Annotated in this window: 15 protein-coding genes; 7 read left to right on the forward strand and 8 right to left on the reverse strand. The window is 53.4% G+C overall.

The annotated features are described in order from the left end of the window. Positions 1-18 precede the first annotated feature (18 nt). A complete protein-coding gene (locus ACH1XZ_RS03500; RefSeq protein ID WP_395594340.1) occupies positions 19-2,646 on the reverse strand; it encodes a PqiB family protein in 2,628 nt (875 codons plus the stop codon). Further along, on the reverse strand, positions 2,615-3,898 hold the full coding sequence (yebS, locus tag ACH1XZ_RS03505; protein WP_395594341.1) for a membrane integrity lipid transport subunit YebS: 1,284 nt from the start codon (positions 3,896-3,898) through the stop codon (positions 2,615-2,617). Before yebS ends, ACH1XZ_RS03500 begins: the two co-directional genes overlap by 32 nt. A 143-nt stretch (positions 3,899-4,041) precedes the next feature. Between yebS and ACH1XZ_RS03510 the strand changes: the two genes are divergently transcribed. From ACH1XZ_RS03510 to htpX, 4 genes are all read left to right on the forward strand, one after another. Then, complete coding sequence (locus ACH1XZ_RS03510; protein WP_035891663.1) at positions 4,042-4,539, forward strand: GAF domain-containing protein; 498 nt, start codon at positions 4,042-4,044, stop codon at positions 4,537-4,539. Positions 4,540-4,636: 97 nt separating this feature from the next. Beyond that, a complete protein-coding gene (gene proQ, locus ACH1XZ_RS03515; protein WP_035891662.1) occupies positions 4,637-5,329 on the forward strand; it encodes an RNA chaperone ProQ in 693 nt (230 codons plus the stop codon). A 19-nt stretch (positions 5,330-5,348) separates the two neighbouring features. Further along, positions 5,349-7,397: a carboxy terminal-processing peptidase gene (gene prc / locus ACH1XZ_RS03520; protein ID WP_395594342.1), complete on the forward strand. Its 2,049-nt coding sequence runs from the start codon at positions 5,349-5,351 to the stop codon at positions 7,395-7,397. Between the two features lie 194 nt (positions 7,398-7,591). Next, positions 7,592-8,476 (forward strand): protease HtpX, encoded by an 885-nt coding sequence (gene htpX, locus ACH1XZ_RS03525; RefSeq protein WP_395594343.1) that lies wholly within the window; start codon positions 7,592-7,594, stop codon positions 8,474-8,476. A gap of 53 nt (positions 8,477-8,529) precedes the next feature. Here htpX and pgaD read toward each other — a convergent pair whose 3' ends face one another. The 4 genes from pgaD to pgaA are packed head-to-tail and all read right to left on the reverse strand — an operon-like array spanning position 8,530 to position 14,751. Beyond that, positions 8,530-8,964: a poly-beta-1,6-N-acetyl-D-glucosamine biosynthesis protein PgaD gene (gene pgaD, locus ACH1XZ_RS03530; RefSeq protein ID WP_395594344.1), complete on the reverse strand. Its 435-nt coding sequence runs from the start codon at positions 8,962-8,964 to the stop codon at positions 8,530-8,532. Next, on the reverse strand, positions 8,964-10,292 hold the full coding sequence (gene pgaC, locus ACH1XZ_RS03535) for a poly-beta-1,6-N-acetyl-D-glucosamine synthase (RefSeq protein ID WP_395594345.1): 1,329 nt from the start codon (positions 10,290-10,292) through the stop codon (positions 8,964-8,966). Before pgaC ends, pgaD begins: the two co-directional genes overlap by 1 nt. After that, positions 10,289-12,295 carry a poly-beta-1,6-N-acetyl-D-glucosamine N-deacetylase PgaB gene (pgaB, locus tag ACH1XZ_RS03540; protein ID WP_395594346.1) on the reverse strand — a complete coding sequence of 669 codons (2,007 nt, stop codon included), beginning with the start codon at positions 12,293-12,295 and terminating at the stop codon, positions 10,289-10,291. The genes pgaC and pgaB overlap by 4 nt, the downstream gene beginning before the upstream one ends. 8 nt (positions 12,296-12,303) lie before the next feature. Further along, on the reverse strand, positions 12,304-14,751 hold the full coding sequence (pgaA, locus tag ACH1XZ_RS03545) for a poly-beta-1,6 N-acetyl-D-glucosamine export porin PgaA (protein ID WP_395594347.1): 2,448 nt from the start codon (positions 14,749-14,751) through the stop codon (positions 12,304-12,306). 628 nt (positions 14,752-15,379) lie between these two features. Here pgaA and ACH1XZ_RS03550 point away from each other — a divergent pair. Continuing rightward, positions 15,380-15,946, forward strand: a complete 567-nt coding sequence (locus ACH1XZ_RS03550; protein WP_395594696.1) for a helix-turn-helix transcriptional regulator — start codon at positions 15,380-15,382, stop codon at positions 15,944-15,946. 42 nt (positions 15,947-15,988) lie between these two features. Here the strand turns inward: ACH1XZ_RS03550 and ACH1XZ_RS03555 are convergent, their stop codons facing one another. Continuing rightward, a complete protein-coding gene (locus ACH1XZ_RS03555; protein WP_395594348.1) occupies positions 15,989-17,362 on the reverse strand; it encodes an MFS transporter in 1,374 nt (457 codons plus the stop codon). Positions 17,363-17,539: 177 nt separating this feature from the next. On the opposite strand from ACH1XZ_RS03555, the gene kdgR reads away from it, so the two are divergent. Then, positions 17,540-18,331 carry a DNA-binding transcriptional regulator KdgR gene (gene kdgR, locus ACH1XZ_RS03560; RefSeq protein WP_035891649.1) on the forward strand — a complete coding sequence of 264 codons (792 nt, stop codon included), beginning with the start codon at positions 17,540-17,542 and terminating at the stop codon, positions 18,329-18,331. 50 nt (positions 18,332-18,381) lie between these two features. Here the strand turns inward: kdgR and ACH1XZ_RS03565 are convergent, their stop codons facing one another. Then, positions 18,382-18,621 carry a YobH family protein gene (locus ACH1XZ_RS03565; protein WP_035891647.1) on the reverse strand — a complete coding sequence of 80 codons (240 nt, stop codon included), beginning with the start codon at positions 18,619-18,621 and terminating at the stop codon, positions 18,382-18,384. A 168-nt stretch (positions 18,622-18,789) separates the two neighbouring features. Between ACH1XZ_RS03565 and mgrB the strand changes: the two genes are divergently transcribed. After that, positions 18,790-18,933 (forward strand): PhoP/PhoQ regulatory lipoprotein MgrB, encoded by a 144-nt coding sequence (gene mgrB / locus ACH1XZ_RS03570; RefSeq protein ID WP_035891646.1) that lies wholly within the window; start codon positions 18,790-18,792, stop codon positions 18,931-18,933. The last annotated feature ends 11 nt before the right edge of the window (positions 18,934-18,944 follow it).

The following is an 18,944-nucleotide window of genomic DNA, read 5'->3' on the forward strand; positions in this document are numbered from 1 at the left end:
GCACCGGCGCAGAGGTCGTTAACGTGGCAGGGCGGTGCCCCATTCTCGCCATTCTTTTGGCTCCGACTCCAGCAGCAGGAAGTGTTTTCCTTCCTGGGCTTTCGGCGCCAGCGGAATACCCGGTGGAGTGGCAAAGGCAATGCCGCCGCGAATGAACTGATTAAAGGTGCCGGTTTTGACGACGCCGCCAATCAGCCCGAAGTCGAGGCTGTAACCAGAAGCCAGCCAGAACACCGAGTTGTTGCGTACCAGGTGCTGATAACGCTGGCCGATGCGCATTTCGATCATCACGCGGTCGGAGAGGCTACCCAGGCGCAGACCGGTGACGGTCCCGACTTCCAGACCACGGAATAATACCGGCGTGCCGATGCTCAGTGAACCCGCTTCCGGTGCTTCGACGACGATGTTCAAGCCGTTGAGGTAGCGCGAGTCGGAGATGGTCGCTTCCTGCAGCTCAAAATCACGACGCATCTCACCGTGGCCCGGCTCGACGTTAACGTACGGCTGCAGCAGGGTATCCAGATGTTCAACGCCTGCCGCCGAAATTTGCGGCGTGATCACCGAGAAGCGGGTGCCGCGGCGGGCGAACGTTGACACATACTCAGGGTAGAGCACGGCGCTGGCCTGGACTTCGTTGCGTGAGGCGTTCAGCTCAAGGCTTTGCACCTGGCCGATGTCGATACCGAGGTAGCGAATCGGCATGCCGGAGGAGAGCTTATCGGCATCAAAGGCGTGCAGCGTAATCTGCCCGCCGATAGCGCGTGCAGCGGTTTCTGATGCATAGAGCAGGCGTTTATCCCCCTTACGTGCGCCAGCGGCATTGAGATTATCGAAGCTGATAGCGCCTTTCAGCGCACGTGAAAGCGGTGAGGCTTGCACCGTTAGCCCGCTGCCGTTCAACTGCACTTTCGCACCGCCTTCCGCCCAGAACACGCTATTAGGGGTCAGCAGTGAGCGGTATTCCGGTTTAATGTGAACTGCGATATCGAACGCGTTAGCGCGCGGCTGCACCGAGGTGACTTCGCCGACTTCAAACTTACGATACAGCACGACAGAGCCGGTCTGAATGTCTGGCAGGGTATCGGCGGTTAGCATCAGGGTGGTGGTAGGGTAGTCGCTTAAATTGTTCTCCTGCGCTTTCTCGAGATTAGAGAACAGCGGGTAGCTCGCTTTCATTGGCCCTTTTTCGCCAGGAAGAATGCGAATGCCGCCGCTTAACCACTCGTTGGCGCTGGCACCTAAGAATTCAACGCCGTCGATGCCTACTTTGACATCCATTTTGCTGTTAACCACAAATTTGCTGTCGCCGTGGATCAGGTCGCGGTACTGCGGGTCGATGGCCACCGCAAAGCTAATACCTTTCGCGCTCAGCGTGCGTTCCATCACCTGACCGATTCTGACGCCGTGCAGCATGATAGGCTGCCCGGCATCAATACCGTAGCTTTCCGGTGCGGTTAGCGTTAGCGTCAGGACGCCTGGCTGTTGCAGCAGCGTTTTGTCTGAAGCCAGCACGGTAAAGCGGTCTTTCGGCCCGCCGTCACCGGGTACCAGCTCAAACGTACTGCCGGTTAGCAGGGTGCTCAGATTTGGATTATCCAGCGATAGCTTAGGCTGATTTAGTTCAATTCGGGTCTTTTCTCGCAGCAGCGAGACGACGCTCGGGTCAACGGTCATTTCACCGGTAACGGAGCTATCTGGATTTAACGTCAGTTTGGTCAATTGACCCACTTCCAGCCCTTGATAGAGCATTGGCGTTGAGCCCGCTTTCAAACCGTCGCCGTTCGGCAGTTGAAGCTGGATCAACACGCCGCGTTGGCTGTGGGCGAGGTCTTCATACAGTCCATACTCATCGTTCTGCGCAGCGGCCTGCGAGCCGGGAGGTGAATCAAAGGCGATAGCACCGTTGACCAGCGCAGCGAGGCTTTCGAGCTGCACTTTGGCACCGCTCAGGCCGACATCGGCTTTAATGCCCGACACGTTCCAGAAGCGGCTGCCTTTTTTAACCAGATTGGTGAAGCGACGCTCAATCAGGACATCAATGGTTACGCCCTGATTATTTGGATTAATGGCGTAATCGTAAACGCGTCCCACGGGGATTTTGCGGAAGTAGACCAGCGAGCCGCTGTTGAGCGAGCCTAAATCCGGCGCGTGCAGGTGGATCATCAGTTCGCCGTTGTTCAGGCGATATTTTGGCTGGGTGTCCAGTGCGGTGAAGTGATCGCGCGCTTCACCTTTGCCTGGCATCATGCCGATATAGTTACCGCCAACCAGCGCATCAAGCCCGGACACCCCAGCGAGGGAAGCCTTCGGTGTCACCAGCCAGAACTGGGTTTCGTCACGCAAGGCGTCTTCCATATCGCTTTTAATGCTCGCACGTACTTCAATCTTGCTGCGGTCCTCGGCGAGGCGTATATCCTGAACCGTACCGACCTCGACGCCCTGGAAGCGCACAGGGGTACGACCCGGCACAATACCGTCTGCCGACATGAAGTCGATAGTAATGGTGGTACCGCGATCCTCGTAGCTGCTCCAGATTAGCCAGCCAGCAATCATCAGTGCGATGACCGGCAGGAGCCAGAACGGAGAGATGCGGCGTTTGGTTTTAATTCGCGCCTCAGTCTGTGAAGCGGGCGTTTCCTGACTCATGTGCGTCCCAAAGTATGCGGCTGTCCAGCCATTCAACAGCAAGAATAGTTAATATTACCGCAGCGCCGAAATAAAACGCAGCGGGGCCCATCGTAAAGGCGAGAAGCTGATCACGATTGATGAGCGACATGGTTAACGAAATGACAAACAGATCGAGCATCGACCAGCGGCCAATCCAGGTGACAAAACGCAGCAGCAGTATACGCGTACGCAGCCCCTGTTCACATTTAAAGTGGATACTGATGAGTAGCGTCAGCATCACGATGATTTTGGTAAACGGCACCAGAATACTGGCGATAAAGACCACCGCCGCGACCGCAACGTTACTGTTCGCCAGCGACATGATCCCGGAAAGGATGGTGTCGGTCTGTCGTCCACCGTTGACGTAGATAACGGAGATGGGCAGCAGGTTAGCCGGGATCAGAAAAACAATGGAGCTGACGAGCGCTGCCCAACTTTTTTGCAGGCTCTGCCGACGCCGATAACGCAGCGGTGTATGGCAACGGCGGCAGCGACCACGGGCATCGGCATGCCCGGTGTAGCCGCACTCAATGCACACCCGAAGGTTGGCATCAGGTCGCGTTGAGGGGCGCTGCGGATAAAAACGCTCCCACAGCTGTTCAACGTTAAGGTGAATCAGGGTCAGGATGCTGAGCACCACCAGTGAGATAAAGGCGAGCAGACCAATGCCCGGCTGCAGGAAGGCATAGTCCTGGACTTTGATCGAGGCGACAGCGATGCCAACCAGATAAATATCCAGCATCACCCACTCTTTAAGTTTATCGAGCATCAGCAGGACAGGGCGAAGATTCATTCCCAGAATATTACCGAGCCACAGATAGGCGATGGAGACGACCAGCACGGCAGGCGCGCCGACGGTACAAAAGAAGACCATTGCCGCGGTAATCGGAGCGCCCTGGTCAGTCATCTGCCAGATACCCGACAACAGATTGGCGTCAATACGCACACCCAGCAGATGAAGGCGCAGTAGCGGTTCACTCCAGGCGAACGGCATCAGCAACAGCATGGTAATGGCCATCGCGCCAAGGCGAGTCAATGACCAATCGCGCCCGTCGCGCACTTTGGCGTGACAGCGCGGGCAGTAGGCACTTTGCGATGATTTTACGACCGGTAACCGAAAAAGCATATCGCACTGCGGGCAACGTTGGTAATGTGCCCACGGCAACGGTGCATCAATCTTGTGAATATGTATTTTTTTCGACGGCGTTATGCGTGATGTTTTAAGTGCCATTTATTACATTGAGAAATGAATGTATAACTCTATCTTAACCTAAGTATCGATTCATCTTGAGCCCGAACGCACTTAATGCGTATTTTATAAGGCTATAAGTTGAGTATCGCATCAGTAACACCGTAAACAATAGTGATTAGAAAATGAGCAAAACAGAATTTTACGCGGATCTAAACCGCGATTTTCAGGCATTGATGGCAGGTGAAACGAGTTTCTTAGCTGTAATCTCCAATACCAGCGCGCTACTGTATGAGCGTCTTTCTGAGGTGAACTGGGCGGGATTTTATCTGCTGGAAGGTAAAACGCTGGTTCTCGGGCCGTTCCAGGGCAAAATTGCCTGCGTGCGTATTCCGGTTGGCCGTGGTGTCTGCGGTACTGCCGTGGCAGAAAATCGCGTGCAGCGCATTGAAGATGTTCATGCCTTTGATGGTCATATTGCCTGTGATGCGGCCAGCAATGCCGAAATCGTACTGCCTCTTGAGGTGAACGGTCAGGTTATTGGGGTGCTGGACATCGACAGTACGGTCTTCTCCCGCTTTAGCGAAGAAGATGAAAAGGGCTTGCGTGAACTGGTCGGCCACCTTCAAAAAGTGCTTGAAGCGACCGATTATCAAAAATTCTTTGCCCCCGTCGAAGGATAATCAACGGATAACGTAGCATTTACGGATTGCGTCATTATAATGTCGCCTGTTCATGCCTGCGGCTTGTTGGCTACGTCCGTTGTAATCAGGAAATTTCATGGAAAATCAACCTAAGTTGAACAGCAGTAAAGAAGTTATCGCATTTTTGGCCGAACGTTTCCCGCAGTGCTTTAGTGCGGAAGGCGAGGCTCGCCCCCTGAAAGTCGGTATCTTTCAGGATCTCGTAGCGCGTGTTGAAGGGGAAATGAACCTCAGCAAAACTCAACTGCGCTCCGCATTACGTCTTTATACTTCAAGCTGGCGCTACCTCTACGGTATCAAAGCGGGTGCCGTACGCGTTGATCTCGACGGCAACCCATGCGGCGAACTCGACGAACAGCACGTGGCGCATGCGCGTCAGCAGCTTGAAGAAGCGAAAGCTCGCGTTCAGGCGCAGCGCGCTGAACAGCAGGCGAAAAAACGCGAAGCGGCTGCTGCTGCGGGCGAACAGGGTGACGCGCCACGTCGTGAGCGTAAACCACGTCCTCCAGTACGTCGTAAAGAAGGGGCCGAACGTAAACCACGCGCCGCCGCAGCTAAACCTGCTGCTAAGCCAGTTCGCGAAGTTCGCGAAGAGAAGTTTACCCCGGTATCCGATCTGTCCGCGCTGACAGTCGGCCAGTCCCTGAAAGTTAAAGCCGGCAATAACGCCATGGATGCCACCATCCTGGAAATCACCAAAGATGGCGTTCGCGTTCAGCTTACTTCTGGTATGTCAATGATTGTACGCGCAGAACACCTGGTGTTCTGAAACGGAGGCCTGGCCAGGCATGAACAAATTTTTTAGGCTCTCCGCGCTTGCTGGTCTGTTATTGATAACAGGCCAGGTCTTAGCGGTGGAAGATATTACCCGTGTTGATCAGCTTCCTATCCTTAAGGAAGAGACTCAACACGCAACGGTGAGCGAGCGCGTAACCTCGCGCTTTACCCGTTCTCATTACCGCCAGTTCGATCTCGACGAGGCTTTTTCAGCCAAAATCTTCACCCGCTATCTGAACCTGCTGGACTATAGCCATAATGTGCTGCTGGCCAGCGACGTTGAGCAGTTCTCAGCGAAGAAAGGGCAGATTGGCGATGAGCTGCGTTCTGGCAAACTCGATGTCTTTTACGATCTCTACAATCTGGCGCAAAAACGCCGTTTTGAGCGCTATCAGTACGCGCTGAAGGTGCTTGAGCGCCCGATGGATTTCACCGGCACCGATACCTTTAATCTTGACCGCAGCAAAGCGCCGTGGCCGAAAGATGAAGCAGAACTGAATAAGCTTTGGGATGGCAAGGTCAAATTTGACCAGTTGAGCCTGAAGCTTGCGGGCAAAGACGATAAAGAGATCCACGACACGCTGGCGCGTCGCTATAAGTTCGCGATCCGCCGCCTGGCGCAAACCAACAGCGAAGATGTGTTCTCGCTGGCGATGACCTCTTTTGCGCGCGAAATTGACCCGCACACCAACTACCTCTCTCCGCGTAATACCGAGCAGTTTAATACCGAAATGAGCCTGTCTCTGGAAGGTATCGGCGCGGTGCTGCAGATGGACGATGACTACACCGTGATTAACTCCATGGTGGCAGGCGGTCCAGCGGCGAAGAGCAAGGCGATAAGCGTTGGCGACCGTATCGTTGGTGTTGGCCAGGCCGGTAAAGGCATGGTCGATGTCATCGGTTGGCGTCTCGACGATGTGGTCGCGCTGATTAAAGGACCGAAGGGCAGCAAAGTGCGTCTGGAAGTCCTGCCAGCAGGCAAAGGTTCGAAAACCCGTATCGTGACCCTGACCCGCGAGCGTATTCGTCTTGAAGACCGCGCGGTGAAAATGTCGGTGAAAGGTACAGGTAAAGATAAAGTTGGCGTACTGGATATTCCAGGGTTCTACGTTGGCCTCACAGAAGATGTGAAGGTTCAGCTGCAGAAACTGGAAAAACAGAACGTCAGCAGCGTGATTATCGATCTCCGTAGCAACGGTGGCGGTGCGCTGACCGAGGCGGTTTCGCTCTCCGGTCTGTTCATTCCTTCCGGCCCGGTGGTACAGGTTCGTGATAACAACGGCAAAGTTCGTGAAGACAGCGATACTGACGGCGTCGTGTATTACAAAGGCCCGCTGGTGGTGCTGGTCGACCGTTTCAGCGCTTCGGCGTCGGAAATCTTTGCCGCGGCGATGCAGGACTATGGTCGTGCGCTGATTGTCGGTGAACCGACCTTCGGTAAAGGCACCGTTCAGCAGTACCGTTCGCTGAACCGTATCTACGATCAGATGCTGCGTCCTGAATGGCCGGCGCTGGGCTCCGTCCAGTACACCATTCAGAAGTTCTACCGTATCAACGGCGGCAGTACCCAACGTAAAGGGGTTACGCCAGATATCATGATGCCTACCGGCACGGAAGAGACCGAAACCGGTGAGAAGTTTGAAGACAACGCACTGCCGTGGGACAGCATTAATGCTGCCACCTATGTGAAGTCTGGCGACATGAAACCGTTTGAACCAGAACTGCTGAAGCTGCATAGCGATCGCATCGCGAAAGATCCAGAGTTCCAGTACATCGCCAAAGATATTGCCCACTTCAACGCGTTGAAGGATAAGCGCAGTATCGTGTCTCTGAACTACGCCCAGCGTGAGAAAGAGAACGAAGAGGACGATGCAACCCGTCTGGCGCGAATTAACGATCGCTACAAGCGAGAAGGTAAGCCAGCGCTGAAGAAACTGGAAGATCTGCCAAAAGACTACAAAGAGCCGGATCCATATCTTGACGAGACGGTGGATATTGCCATCGATCTGGCAAGACTTGAGAAGGCTGCCCCAGCAGAACAGCCGGCGGCGAGCAAGTAAGACACTAACAGGCACAAGCAATTGTGCCTGTTTTTTTATCTCTCTCTTCTTCTCGTAAACAACTATGCTACAAAATGTAAAGTTGTGTCTTTCTCGTGACTTAGCCTAACGTAATCGTTGAAAATTCCCGGATTGCCCCTACGATATGGGTAATCGCATAGTGCGTTTTGTTAAAAAGAGGTTAAAAGTAAATTATGATGCGAATCGCGCTCTTCCTGATGACCAACCTGGCGGTGATGGTTGTGTTTGGGCTGGTGCTAAGCCTGACAGGAATTCAGTCGAGCAGCATGACCGGCCTGCTGATTATGGCGCTGTTATTTGGTTTTGGCGGTTCCATTGTGTCATTGATGATGTCGAAATGGATGGCGCTGAAATCCGTCGGTGGTGAGGTGATTGAGCAGCCGCGTACTGAACAGGAACGCTGGCTGGTGGATACCGTTGCACGTCAGGCGCAGCAGGTGGGCATTGCGATGCCACAGGTTGCGCTGTATCACGCGCCGGACATGAACGCTTTTGCTACCGGCGCACGTCGTGATGCATCTCTGGTGGCCGTGAGCACCGGTCTGCTGCAAAACATGAGCCGTGACGAAGCCGAAGCAGTCATCGCCCATGAAATCAGCCACATTGCTAACGGTGATATGGTGACCATGACGCTGATTCAGGGCATCGTGAACACCTTCGTTATCTTTATCTCTCGCGTTATCGCACAGCTTGCAGCCGGTTTCCTTGGCGGCAACCGTGATGATGGTGAAGAGAGCAGCAATGGTAACCCGCTGATTTACTTCGCGGTGGCCACGGTACTGGAGCTGGTGTTCGGTATTCTGGCGAGCATTATCACCATGTGGTTCTCACGCTACCGTGAATTCCACGCCGATGCGGGTTCTGCAAAGCTCGTGGGTCGCGAGAAGATGATTGCTGCGCTGCAGCGTCTGAAAACCAGCTATGAGCCGCAGGAAGCCAGCAGCATGATGGCATTCTGCATCAACGGTAAATCTAAATCGTTGAGCGAAATGTTCATGACTCACCCACCGCTGGATAAGCGTATTGAAGCGCTGCGCAGCGGCGAGTACATGAAATAATCCCTCGGGGTTTCTAAGAATGCCAGTCGGTAACACGACTGGCATTGTTGTTTTTACGCCTCATCAACCTCCAGCCGATTAATCTTTAAATCAATAATGCGGCCAATTCCATCGTGATAGACCGTGAGCAGATTATTGCGACTCATCTCCGAAATGATTTGTGGCTCGACCTCAAAGCTTCTTGCCAGTTCGTCCCGCGGCAGCGCCAACAGCCGGGTATGACGGCGGGCGTGGGAGCGCCGTCGGTTGTACTGGTACCAGATAATCAGCAGCCAGCCGTTAAGCGCGGCAATCAGCAAATAGGCCAGCACTGCATTAAACGAACCGGTAATCGCATCCCAGCTGCCATATTTCTGCTCGGTAAACTGCATCAGCAGATTGGCGTAAAGAAAAAACAGAAAACCGCACCAGGCGAGCGCCGTGAGCACGGCATCAAAAAGCCGGGGAAACGGTCGGTGCTCGGTTAAAATTAACGTACTCTCGTTCATCAAATGCTCCTTTTTCCACGATCCGGACTTACCCAGCGCGCTCTTGCACGCTGGCGTTTCAGCATGACTTTGGGAAAGGCAACGACGGTGGTAAATAGCCCAATCATCCAGTAAACCATCGGGAACCAAATGACCCAGAACAGGGCCCCTGCGACCTGTTTTTCATAGCGCCGCTCAATGTACAAACTGACGACGAATTGCAGCAGACACATGACCCCTAGCAGCATGCCGGTAAAGCCCGGTGGGAAAAGACTCTCCACCGTCAGATTTTCCGGAAGCGGGGCGAGATAGCTGAGGATAAACAGCAGCACCGTTGTTGCGTAGGCAAAGGCCCAGAATGTTGAAAGGGCGTACTCGGCAAACAGCGGCCACATGCGGTGATGCTCCCAGCGGGTCAGAATGCGTAGATTCACCAGAAACACTTCTGCGCCGCCCTGTGCCCAGCGAAGCCGCTGTCGCCACAGGCCTTTTAAGGTTTCCGGCATTAGAATCCAGCACAGCGCCCGCGGTTCGAAGAAGATGTCCCAGTGATGAAGCTGGAGCTTCCAGCTGATATCGATATCTTCGGTTATCATGTCCGGGCTCCAGTAGCCCACCTCGGCCAGCGCCTGTCGGCGAAAGGCGGCAATGACGCCGGAAACGGTAAATACGCGGCCATATATCCGCTGCGTACGTTTGATAAGCCCGATAATGGATGAGAATTCCCCCACCTGAATGCGGCCGATAAGCGTAGAACGTGTGCGAATGCGTGGGTTGCCGGTGACCGCGCCGACGTGGGGATACTGAATCAACGGCGCCACCAGATAGGCAGCAGTATCGCGGTCAAGCAGGGCATCACCGTCAATACACACCAGCAGGTCACCCCTGGCCGCTGCGGCGCCCGCTTTCAGGGCTACCGCTTTCCCCTGGTTTTCCGCCAGATGAATAACCCTCAACTCCGGATGTTCTTGTGCTATTTGCGCCAATACGGCAGCGGTGTTATCGGAAGAACCGTCGTTAATGGCGATAACTTCAATATTGGGGTACCGCTGGGCCATGGCGGCCGCGATGGTTTCGCGAGCGTTCTGAGCTTCGTTAAAACAGGGGATCAGAATCGACACCATCGGGTTACCCGGCAGTGATGGCGCAGGCGTGTCGTGACTCCACTGCCAGTGTCGTTCCAATTGAAACCAGAAATAGAGCCCGCCGGTTATCCATAACACCGACATAAACAGCGGCCAGAAAAAGACGAAATCCAGAATCAGTTCACCGGTAAACACGGCGGCGACGCCAAACGGTAGCCCGAAAACCAGACATAAAATACAAAAAGCGAGTAGACGATCGGTCATTTGTTTGGGTACCAGTACGATGAAAATTCAGGCCTGATTTGTGAAATATCAGGTTGGTTATGGATAAAGTCGTCGGGGTAGTAGCCGTAATTTTTAACGCCCTGCAGCTGAAGCAGACGCATCCATGCCACCATCTGCTTATCCGCAATGGCGCTATGTTGGTTCCAGTCCCTGGCCTGTAGCTCGAAAATGGTTTTGTTAAGCGCCCCTGGCCGCTGTGCGACGGCGTTCACCACCCGCGTCAGCCACTGTTCGCTGTATTTCGCGGGTACGGACTCCATCAATGGCATTGCCATCGGTACGGTCCAGTCGTAGGCCTGGAGAAAATCATCCAGATTTTGCGCAAACCAGGCTTCGCTTTCAGGCGAAATAAGCGGCAGCGCGAAAATATTGCGTGCCGTTTTAATTTGTGGACCGCGAATCGCTTTAGTGGCCAGGCTCAGGCGATGGGTAAAATCGATAAGCTTCTGGCTTTTAAAACGAGTCCAGGCGTGCAGGGCAGACGAATTTTGCTGAAAGCGATGCATATCGAACGAGCGACCTGTGCTTTGCCACGCTTGCAGGGCATCTGGGCTGATATCCTCGTAATCCGTCAGCACGGCGTCATCATGGAACAGGATGCCGTTGAAGGGGGCGTACCGGGCGAGATCCTGATAGATATCGATGATCTGCTGCTGCGTTTGCGCATTCCACGGCGAGAGCCGCACGTAGGGTTCGGTTGATATCAGCGCGCGCTGGGTTTTCGGGTCCCAACGCTGTACGCGGGGAAGTGAAGCGGAGAGGTTGAAGGAAAGTACGGGCATCCAGGCGAAGACCTGGACCTTCGCGCGGGTTTGCAGTTGCCAGGCGACAAAGTTAAACAGGTCGGCGCGCATGGGGAGATGGCGATTGGGGAAATAGAGCGCGTTAATTTTGCCGTCGCCAGCCGGGTCAGAAAACGCCTGCAGAAATACGTGGGTGATTTTCATGTCGTAGACGCGCTGCACCAGTTTATCGAGGTTGCGGGTTTGCTGCGCGGTATCGCGGTCGTATACATAGTCGAGGTCAACGTGCATCACGCGGACGGGGTCCTGCTCCTGAACCTGTGTGACCGTACTGGCAAACGTCTTGATAGACGGATTTCCCGAGATAAGCAGGCGAGGAATATTATCAAGATGGCGCACGTCGCCAAGCCCATCGGCAAGCGTAAAGGCCAACTGATAGCCCTGGCGTTTTGCGATGGCAAGTGACGTACCGTTTGCCTCGCCGTAAGGCCACACCCAGGCGCGCGGTGCTTTGCCGGTTACCTGTTCGATTTTATCGGTCACCTGGCGTACGTCTTTGCTAATGCGCTGGTCGAACTGGGCGTCGGTTTCATAACGCCCGGTTGTTTTGTCGTAAAATCGATTGGCGATGGCGGGTTCGAGACTACCCTGAGGGTTCGCCGGGAGACCGTAATGGGAAGCCCAGGTATGAGCGCCAATTTCGACCCGCGAAGAGTGGCTCAATTCGCGGACCATATCCCAGGTCGCAAAGCGTTCACGCGGGGTCATCAGCCCGCCGAAGTTAACCGCCTGTCCCGCTGGCGTATCAACCCAACTTCCTACCGGCGCCCACAGCGCGGGGACGTCCCAGGCCTGAAGCAACGGCCAGACGCGGCTATAAAAACTGCTGTAGCCATCATCAAAGCTCAACAGAAACGCTTTGGGTGGCAGCGTCTTACGCCCGTTATGTGCGTCCAGAATGTCCTGAACGCTGATGGCCCGATAACCGTTATGCAGCAGCCAGCTAATCTGATCGTTGAGGGCACTGGTTCGTACCGTCAAATAGCGCTGATCGGCGGCATCATCTTCGACATCGTGGTAAGCCAGTACCAGAAAACGATTGGTCGGCCACGGTTTTTCCGCCTCCAGCGGGGTTCTATCGTGTGGCGGAATAAAGGTCAGCGTTTTGGCACAGACTGCCGCGCTCAGGCACAGCCAACTGGCGAAAACCAGGCGGCAACCAAGACTTCTGTTCAACATAATCATCCTTAAAAACGTATCGTTGCATCAACGGCGATGGCGAGGTTACTTTCGCGCTTGCCGTCATAAGGGCGCTTGTCCCAGCTCAGCACCACGCCGGTATCTACGACGTTATTCCACTGGATCCGCTGACCGTAGCCGACGAGGGTTATCGCGCCGGGAGCCTGTGCTTTTTGCCAGTAGCCGCCCCCTCCGGCGAGCAGCTGTTGGCTCCAGAGCGTGTCGTAATGGCGGTACATGAGATTTTCGAGGGAAAACGTCGCGGCAGCGGAGAAATCGCGGGCTGGGTTGTAATAATCGGTATCGGTCCGGCTGTTGGTGCTGGCCGAGAATTCAGGCATCAGAGAAAGCGTCAGTACCGGTGTCTGCCACAGGCGTTCTGAACCGCTGAGGGTATATTCCTGTCGACGGTTGTTGTCAGAGAAGTCGCTTAACGCCGCGCTGAGACGATACTCGCGTCGTTCGTTCTGATACCAGCGGAGCCTGGCCTCGCCTCGGTTAGCGCTAATACCGCTACGCAACGCACGCAGCGGGGTGGTGGTGGAAATCCGTTCGAGGTTGCCGCCAACCTGCCAGCTATCGTCGAGGCTATAGCGGGTGGAAAGCCGGGCGCCCGTTTTGCGGGTGCCGTGAAACTGAATAGAGGACACTTCCGCCTCGGCCCAGAAATCACGCGGTCGCCACTCGATACCGCCAAACTGTTGACGACTTACGCCTTTGCCTTCATCAAACTGCCCCTGAGTAAAACGGCTGCCCGCAAAAGGACGCCAGCTATCGGCAATCGGTGGACCGTAAAGGGTAGCATCCCAGGAGAGGTCGTGCGAACCGCTAATGGGGTTATCGGAATGAAGACCTTTGCCCATATTCAGTTTCAGCTCTGAAAAATGGTGCAGGTTACGCACTCTTTCCAGGTCGCGAGAATCGGTGTCTCTTGGCGTTCTGGCAACGACATCGTTGGTGAGCTGTTCCATTTGTTGCCATTCATGAAGGTCCATGGCCACGTACGCCTGCTGACGCTCCAGCTCGATGTTGGTGGGCTCCAGCGCCTCTGCCATCTTTAGCGTACGCTCTGCGGCGCGGGGCAGCCCACGAGCCTGAAGCAAGGTGGCGTAATCAATTTTCAGCCCTTGATTGCCCGGCGCTGTCGATGTCAGATGCCGGGCGAGTGTCTCCGCTTCAGGCAACGAGTGGGTTTGCAGCAGATACTGAAAATAGAGGGATTGACCGGTAAGCCATCTATCGTTTGGCTGCGGCGATGGGTCTCCGTAGTCATAGCGGGCCCAGGGAGTCTGTTTCACGATGCTATCAACGTACTCATGCGCGGCCTTATAATGGCCAGTATTCAGCAGGGCAAAGAAGAGATCCTGCCGATCGTCGTCGGGATCGGGCTTATAGTGCGGATGCGGTGCCAGTAGTGCAAACGCGGCGTCAGCATTTTTTTGTTCGAGATAAGCCGAAATGACCCAGCCGATAGCCCAATCAGGAACAGGCTGGCCTTGCGCAATAAGCGATTGATATGCGCTGATGACGCCTGGGTAATCGGCGTTAGCGTACAGGGCGCCAAGTCTATCGATTTGTGCGCGATATCTGTCCGCCTGTGCATCGGGTTGGGCCTCCCAGCGCGTTAGCAGAGTGTGATAGCGGCTCAGAGTACGCTGGGGGAGTAAAAAACGCTCCTGCTCCGTGCGTGTTGGCAGCGCAGTCACGCGGACCATGCTGGCGGCATCATTCAACGCCAGGCGGCGTTGTTGTGCTGGCGACGGCGTAATTTCTCGCGAAAAGGAAAGGGCGGGGCTATCTATCCGGTTTTGTGTCAGCGCGTCGACCCATTCCTGCCGTATTTCAGGGGTGTCCTCGCCGCGGTTCAGTATTCGCGTATTAACCAAAAGCTGGTCGGCATTTTTCCCCTGACGCTGATACACATACGCGAGCGCCTGCAGATGCGCGAGACTCGGCTTTGACGCGAGCAGGCGCTGCGCCTCCTGCAGAGCGAGCGCATCCCTGCGAGCGTCGGCCAACGTTTTCACGTAGCTGATGCGATAATCATCGTTATCCGGGGCCAGAGCGATGGCTTGCTCCCAGAGCGGGAGCGCATTTTCCCACTGATGAAGATTGCGCCAGGACTGTGCCGCTGCCGCGATAGCGCGTGCGGGCATTGGCATATAAACCTGATAACGCTGCCAGAGATGAATAACGTCCCGATCTCGCCCCGCCCAGGAGGCTACCTGCAACCAATCCGCAACCTGCTGTGAGGTTAGCGAATGATGTTGCTCATAGCGCTGAACATAAAGGAGGTACGGCGCATAATTCCCGTCGCGTGCCTGTTGAATTTGTTGGTCATATATCGATTCACTGCCCAGTACTAGCCCAGGGAAAAGTAATAACAGGCTAATTGAAATCGACAATGTTGCACGATGATAAAGGTGTGATTTATTGAAATGAATTGTACTTTCCATATCTATTAGCCATTGGTGTATCAAAAGTCACTGCAAAACCTATCCGCCTTCCAGCACAGGCTGAAAGGTAAGGTAATGAACGCATTTGTCCTGATTGCACTTTGCGATGGTCGGATTATTTTATGGAAATAAGTAGTTTCCTTATTAAGGGCTGGGAGTGCCAGGTAATATACACCTGATAGGATTGTTGTTAAATATGTGCGTGGAAGGCTAATGTTTTAGGATTTATCTGTGATGATTCGGATTTTTTGTAATTTCTCATTCGAGATTTGATTTGTATGGCATTGATATTTCGTGATTTTATTGTTTTTTGATTTTTTTAAAACTCTTTTTGCAACTCCATTTTAGAATTCTTTTTCAGGCTTTTATGGGCACATTTGGGACAGTTTGTGACAGAAATTCCTAATGTCCAGAATGCTCTCTTTTACTCTGTTGCAATTTAATTATAATTAACCTCACTAGTCGTAATGATACATCTTTTTAGAGAGGGGGGTCTCATTAAATACACCTTTATTAAAGGTGGTAGAGCCCTATTGTCATAATAAAGATATTGTGAGGCGGCATTCTATCTACTTCTTCCATGGACGTTCTTGTTTGAAAATATAAAGGGATGATTGTGGCAACATCAATACTGTTAGTGACGCAGGATTGTTATCTCGTCAAAGGTATAAAAATATTTTTCCCTGACATCATCCAACTCAGTTCGATTAACCACCAGGTTTTTGAAAGTCAGGCCGACGAGTATTCTGTACTGATCGACAGCCGCTCGCCGCTGCGTTGTTATGACTACCTGATTCTGAATGCCGTTAAGGCCAGGAAACCTGTCTATTGCGTGATGCTGGATATGCGTCAGCGGGAGTCACAGCTGTTTAGTCTGAAGATGTTTTTAAACACATCACCATCATCAGCAGATATGGCAGGCCTGTTCACGCTATTTCTTAATATGAAGAGTAAACGCCTGACCCCAGTCTGGCTTGAGAATCTCGGGCTCAGTGCGCATGAACAAAATATGCTGCGCATGCTTAACGCAGGGATGACGATGGAGGAAATTGCGGGTGTATTGAAGGTGTCGGTTAAGGGACTTTACCGGGAAAGAACGGCGCTCTATGAACGTCTTGGTGCCACAAATTTTAACGAAGCCTGCCTGTTTATCTTCCGCAACCGCCTGCTGGAAGATTTGGATGAGGGTCTATAGGCAATGCGCCATACCCCTTGAGGTATGGCGCTCTAGAGGGGGTTAGCTTTGTGCGCGCGGTTGCGTGACGCGTAGCCCGCTGAACAGCGTGGCGACGACGGCCAGCGTACCGGCCAACAGCAGTGATACGTGAGTACCACCGTTGCCAAAGGTATTAAACATCAGGGCGACAAGCGCTGCACCGGTGCTTTGTCCCAGCAATCGTGCGGTACCGAGCATGCCGCTGGCGCCGCCGCTGCGGTTACGCGGTGCGGAAGCAATAATGGTGTGGTTGTTCGGTGACTGGAAGAGGCCAAAGCCTGCGCCGCACAACAGCATACGCCAGATAATATCGATATCGCTCGGTGACGATGGCAACAGCGCCAGCCCAAACAAACCGCAGGCCATAATGGCCATGCCGAGCGCCCCCAACAGACCTGCATGAACGCGCTCGATAAGATATCCCGCCAGCGGGGCCATCACCATGGTTGCCAGCGGCCACGGCGTCAGCAGCAATCCTGTCTCGACCTCGGTACGTCCGACAACCGACTGTAGGAAGAACGGCAGCGACACCATTGCCAGCATTTGCGCGCAGAAAGAGCAGATAGAGGTGCAAATGGAGAGTGAGAATAGCGGAATACGCAGCAGGTCGACCGGCAATAACGGTACCGGAAGATGTAGCTGGCGACGGACGAAGAAGAAGCCAATCACCAGCAGCGCAACGATTTCCAGCCCCACTACTTTGATGGACTGTCCTTGGGCAAACCCACTTAGTGCCGTGATAAGCAAACCAAAAGTGAGCGCATTCATCACCGCGCTCGGTAGGTCGAAGCGTTGCGACTGGCTGCGGGTACCGTTCGATGGCAGGAAGCGGACGGCCAGTAACCAGGCAATAATCCCCAGCGGAACGTTAATAAAGAAAAGCCACTGCCAGCTGGCGAGTGAAAGGATCGCCGCGGCGATAGTCGGGCCTGCGGCCGAAGAGACCGCGACTACGAAGGAGTTTATTCCCATCCCACGACCTAACTGCCGCTGCGGATAAATCAGGCGAATGAGTGCCGTGTTGACGCTCATGAGCGCGGCACCGCCGAAGCCTTGCAGAATACGCGCTAACGTCAGCATTTCCAGGGAGTTGGAGAACGCGCAAAACAGCGAAGCCAGCGTGAAGACCACCAGACCTGCTTTATAAATGCGGTGGTAACCAATCATGTCGCCGAGGAAGGAGAGGGAGAGCAGGGAGATAACAATTGCTATCTGGTAGGCGTTGACTATCCAGATGGATGCTGCAGGTGAGGCATTTAGATCTGTCGCTATAGTGGGTAGCGCGACGTTAGCAATAGCCCCGTCCAATACTGCCATTGTGATACCGATAACAATGGTAAGAATGGCCCCGTAACGTTGAGGGGTTGGAAGGCCATCAATCAGGTTTCGAGTCATGTTAGAAACTTGTTTTCGTGTAAATTATTATCCAGAGAATGATTCTAGCATCGATTATTCATTTGAATGTCGTAGATTTGTAACCAGGTCACAGAAGTTTCATTGCTACGGAGGCATTGCGAAATTATAATAAAAACCGGTTCTAATTTTTATAAAACAGTTGCGATGAGGTGATAAATGTCAGCAACGGATTTGGACAAACAACCAGATTCTGTCTCTTCGGTACTCAAGGTATTTGGTATCCTGCAGGCACTTGGCGAAGAACGCGAAATTGGTATTACTGAGCTGTCGCAACGTGTCATGATGTCGAAAAGCACCGTCTATCGCTTTTTGCAAACCATGAAATCATTGGGATACGTTGCCCAGGAAGGGGAATCCGAAAAGTATTCACTCACGCTGAAGCTGTTTGAGCTAGGTGCGCGTGCCCTGCAAAACGTCGATTTGATTCGCAGTGCGGATATCCAGATGCGTGAGCTCTCTCGTCTGACGAAAGAGACCATTCACCTGGGCGCCCTGGATGAAGACAGCATTGTCTACATTCATAAAATCGACTCCATGTACAACCTGCGTATGTATTCTCGCGTGGGTCGCCGTAACCCACTGTACAGCACCGCGATTGGTAAAGTACTGCTGGCATGGCGTGATACGGCTGAGGTTCGTCAGATCCTCGAAGGCGTTGAGTATAAATGCAGCACCGAACGCACCATCGCTAATACCGATGAACTGATTACCGTTCTGGAGCAGGTACGTAAACAGGGCTGGGGTGAAGATAACGAAGAACAGGAAGAAGGGCTGCGCTGTATCGGCGTACCGGTATTCGACCGTTTCGGTGTGGTGATCGCCGGGTTGAGTATTTCTTTCCCAACGCTGCGTTTCTCTGAAGAACGCCTGCATGAGTATGTGGCGATGCTGCATACCGCAGCGCGTAAAATTTCAGAGCAGATGGGATACAACGACTACCCGTTCTGAGTCAGCGATAAGAAAGCCCGGCGTTGAACCGGGCTTTTTTTTATTTATTTTTAGCCGTTATCGACCACGCTTGTACTTTTTCTCAGCAGCGGGCAGCTCGAACGACCGACCACACCATTGTCACCGTGCAGATAAAATGCGGTGCTATAACCTTGGGCTGTCAGATACTTACACTGTAGGCCCAGGCCGCCAGCCGTTTTCTGGCTTCCCACCAGTACGCCGTAACCGCTCAGGAGCACCCCGATCGATACGATAACCAGAAAAACGATAGTTCTGATAAACAGGCGCATAAGAATTCCTCTTCTATTATTTCTTTCATGAATACTACGTTACTGCGATAACGGATTGACACAAGTCTATGATTCCTAAAAGCGCGAGATGCCGTTACAGTTAGCCGCGGTTTAAGGTTAGCATGCTAACTTGGTTGCATCTGAATAAGAATTCATGCGGAGAGTGGAGTGAAAAAGTTTCGGTGGGTATTACTAATACTCGTGATTGCCGCCTGCCTGCTGCTCTGGACACAGATGATCAACGTAATGTGCGATCAGGATGTTCAGTTTTTCAGCGGCATTTGCAGCATTAACCGGTTTATACCCTGGTAAAACATTTTTAC

The organism is Kluyvera chengduensis (assembly GCF_044197065.1).
Classification (GTDB): domain Bacteria; phylum Pseudomonadota; class Gammaproteobacteria; order Enterobacterales; family Enterobacteriaceae; genus Kluyvera; species Kluyvera ascorbata_C.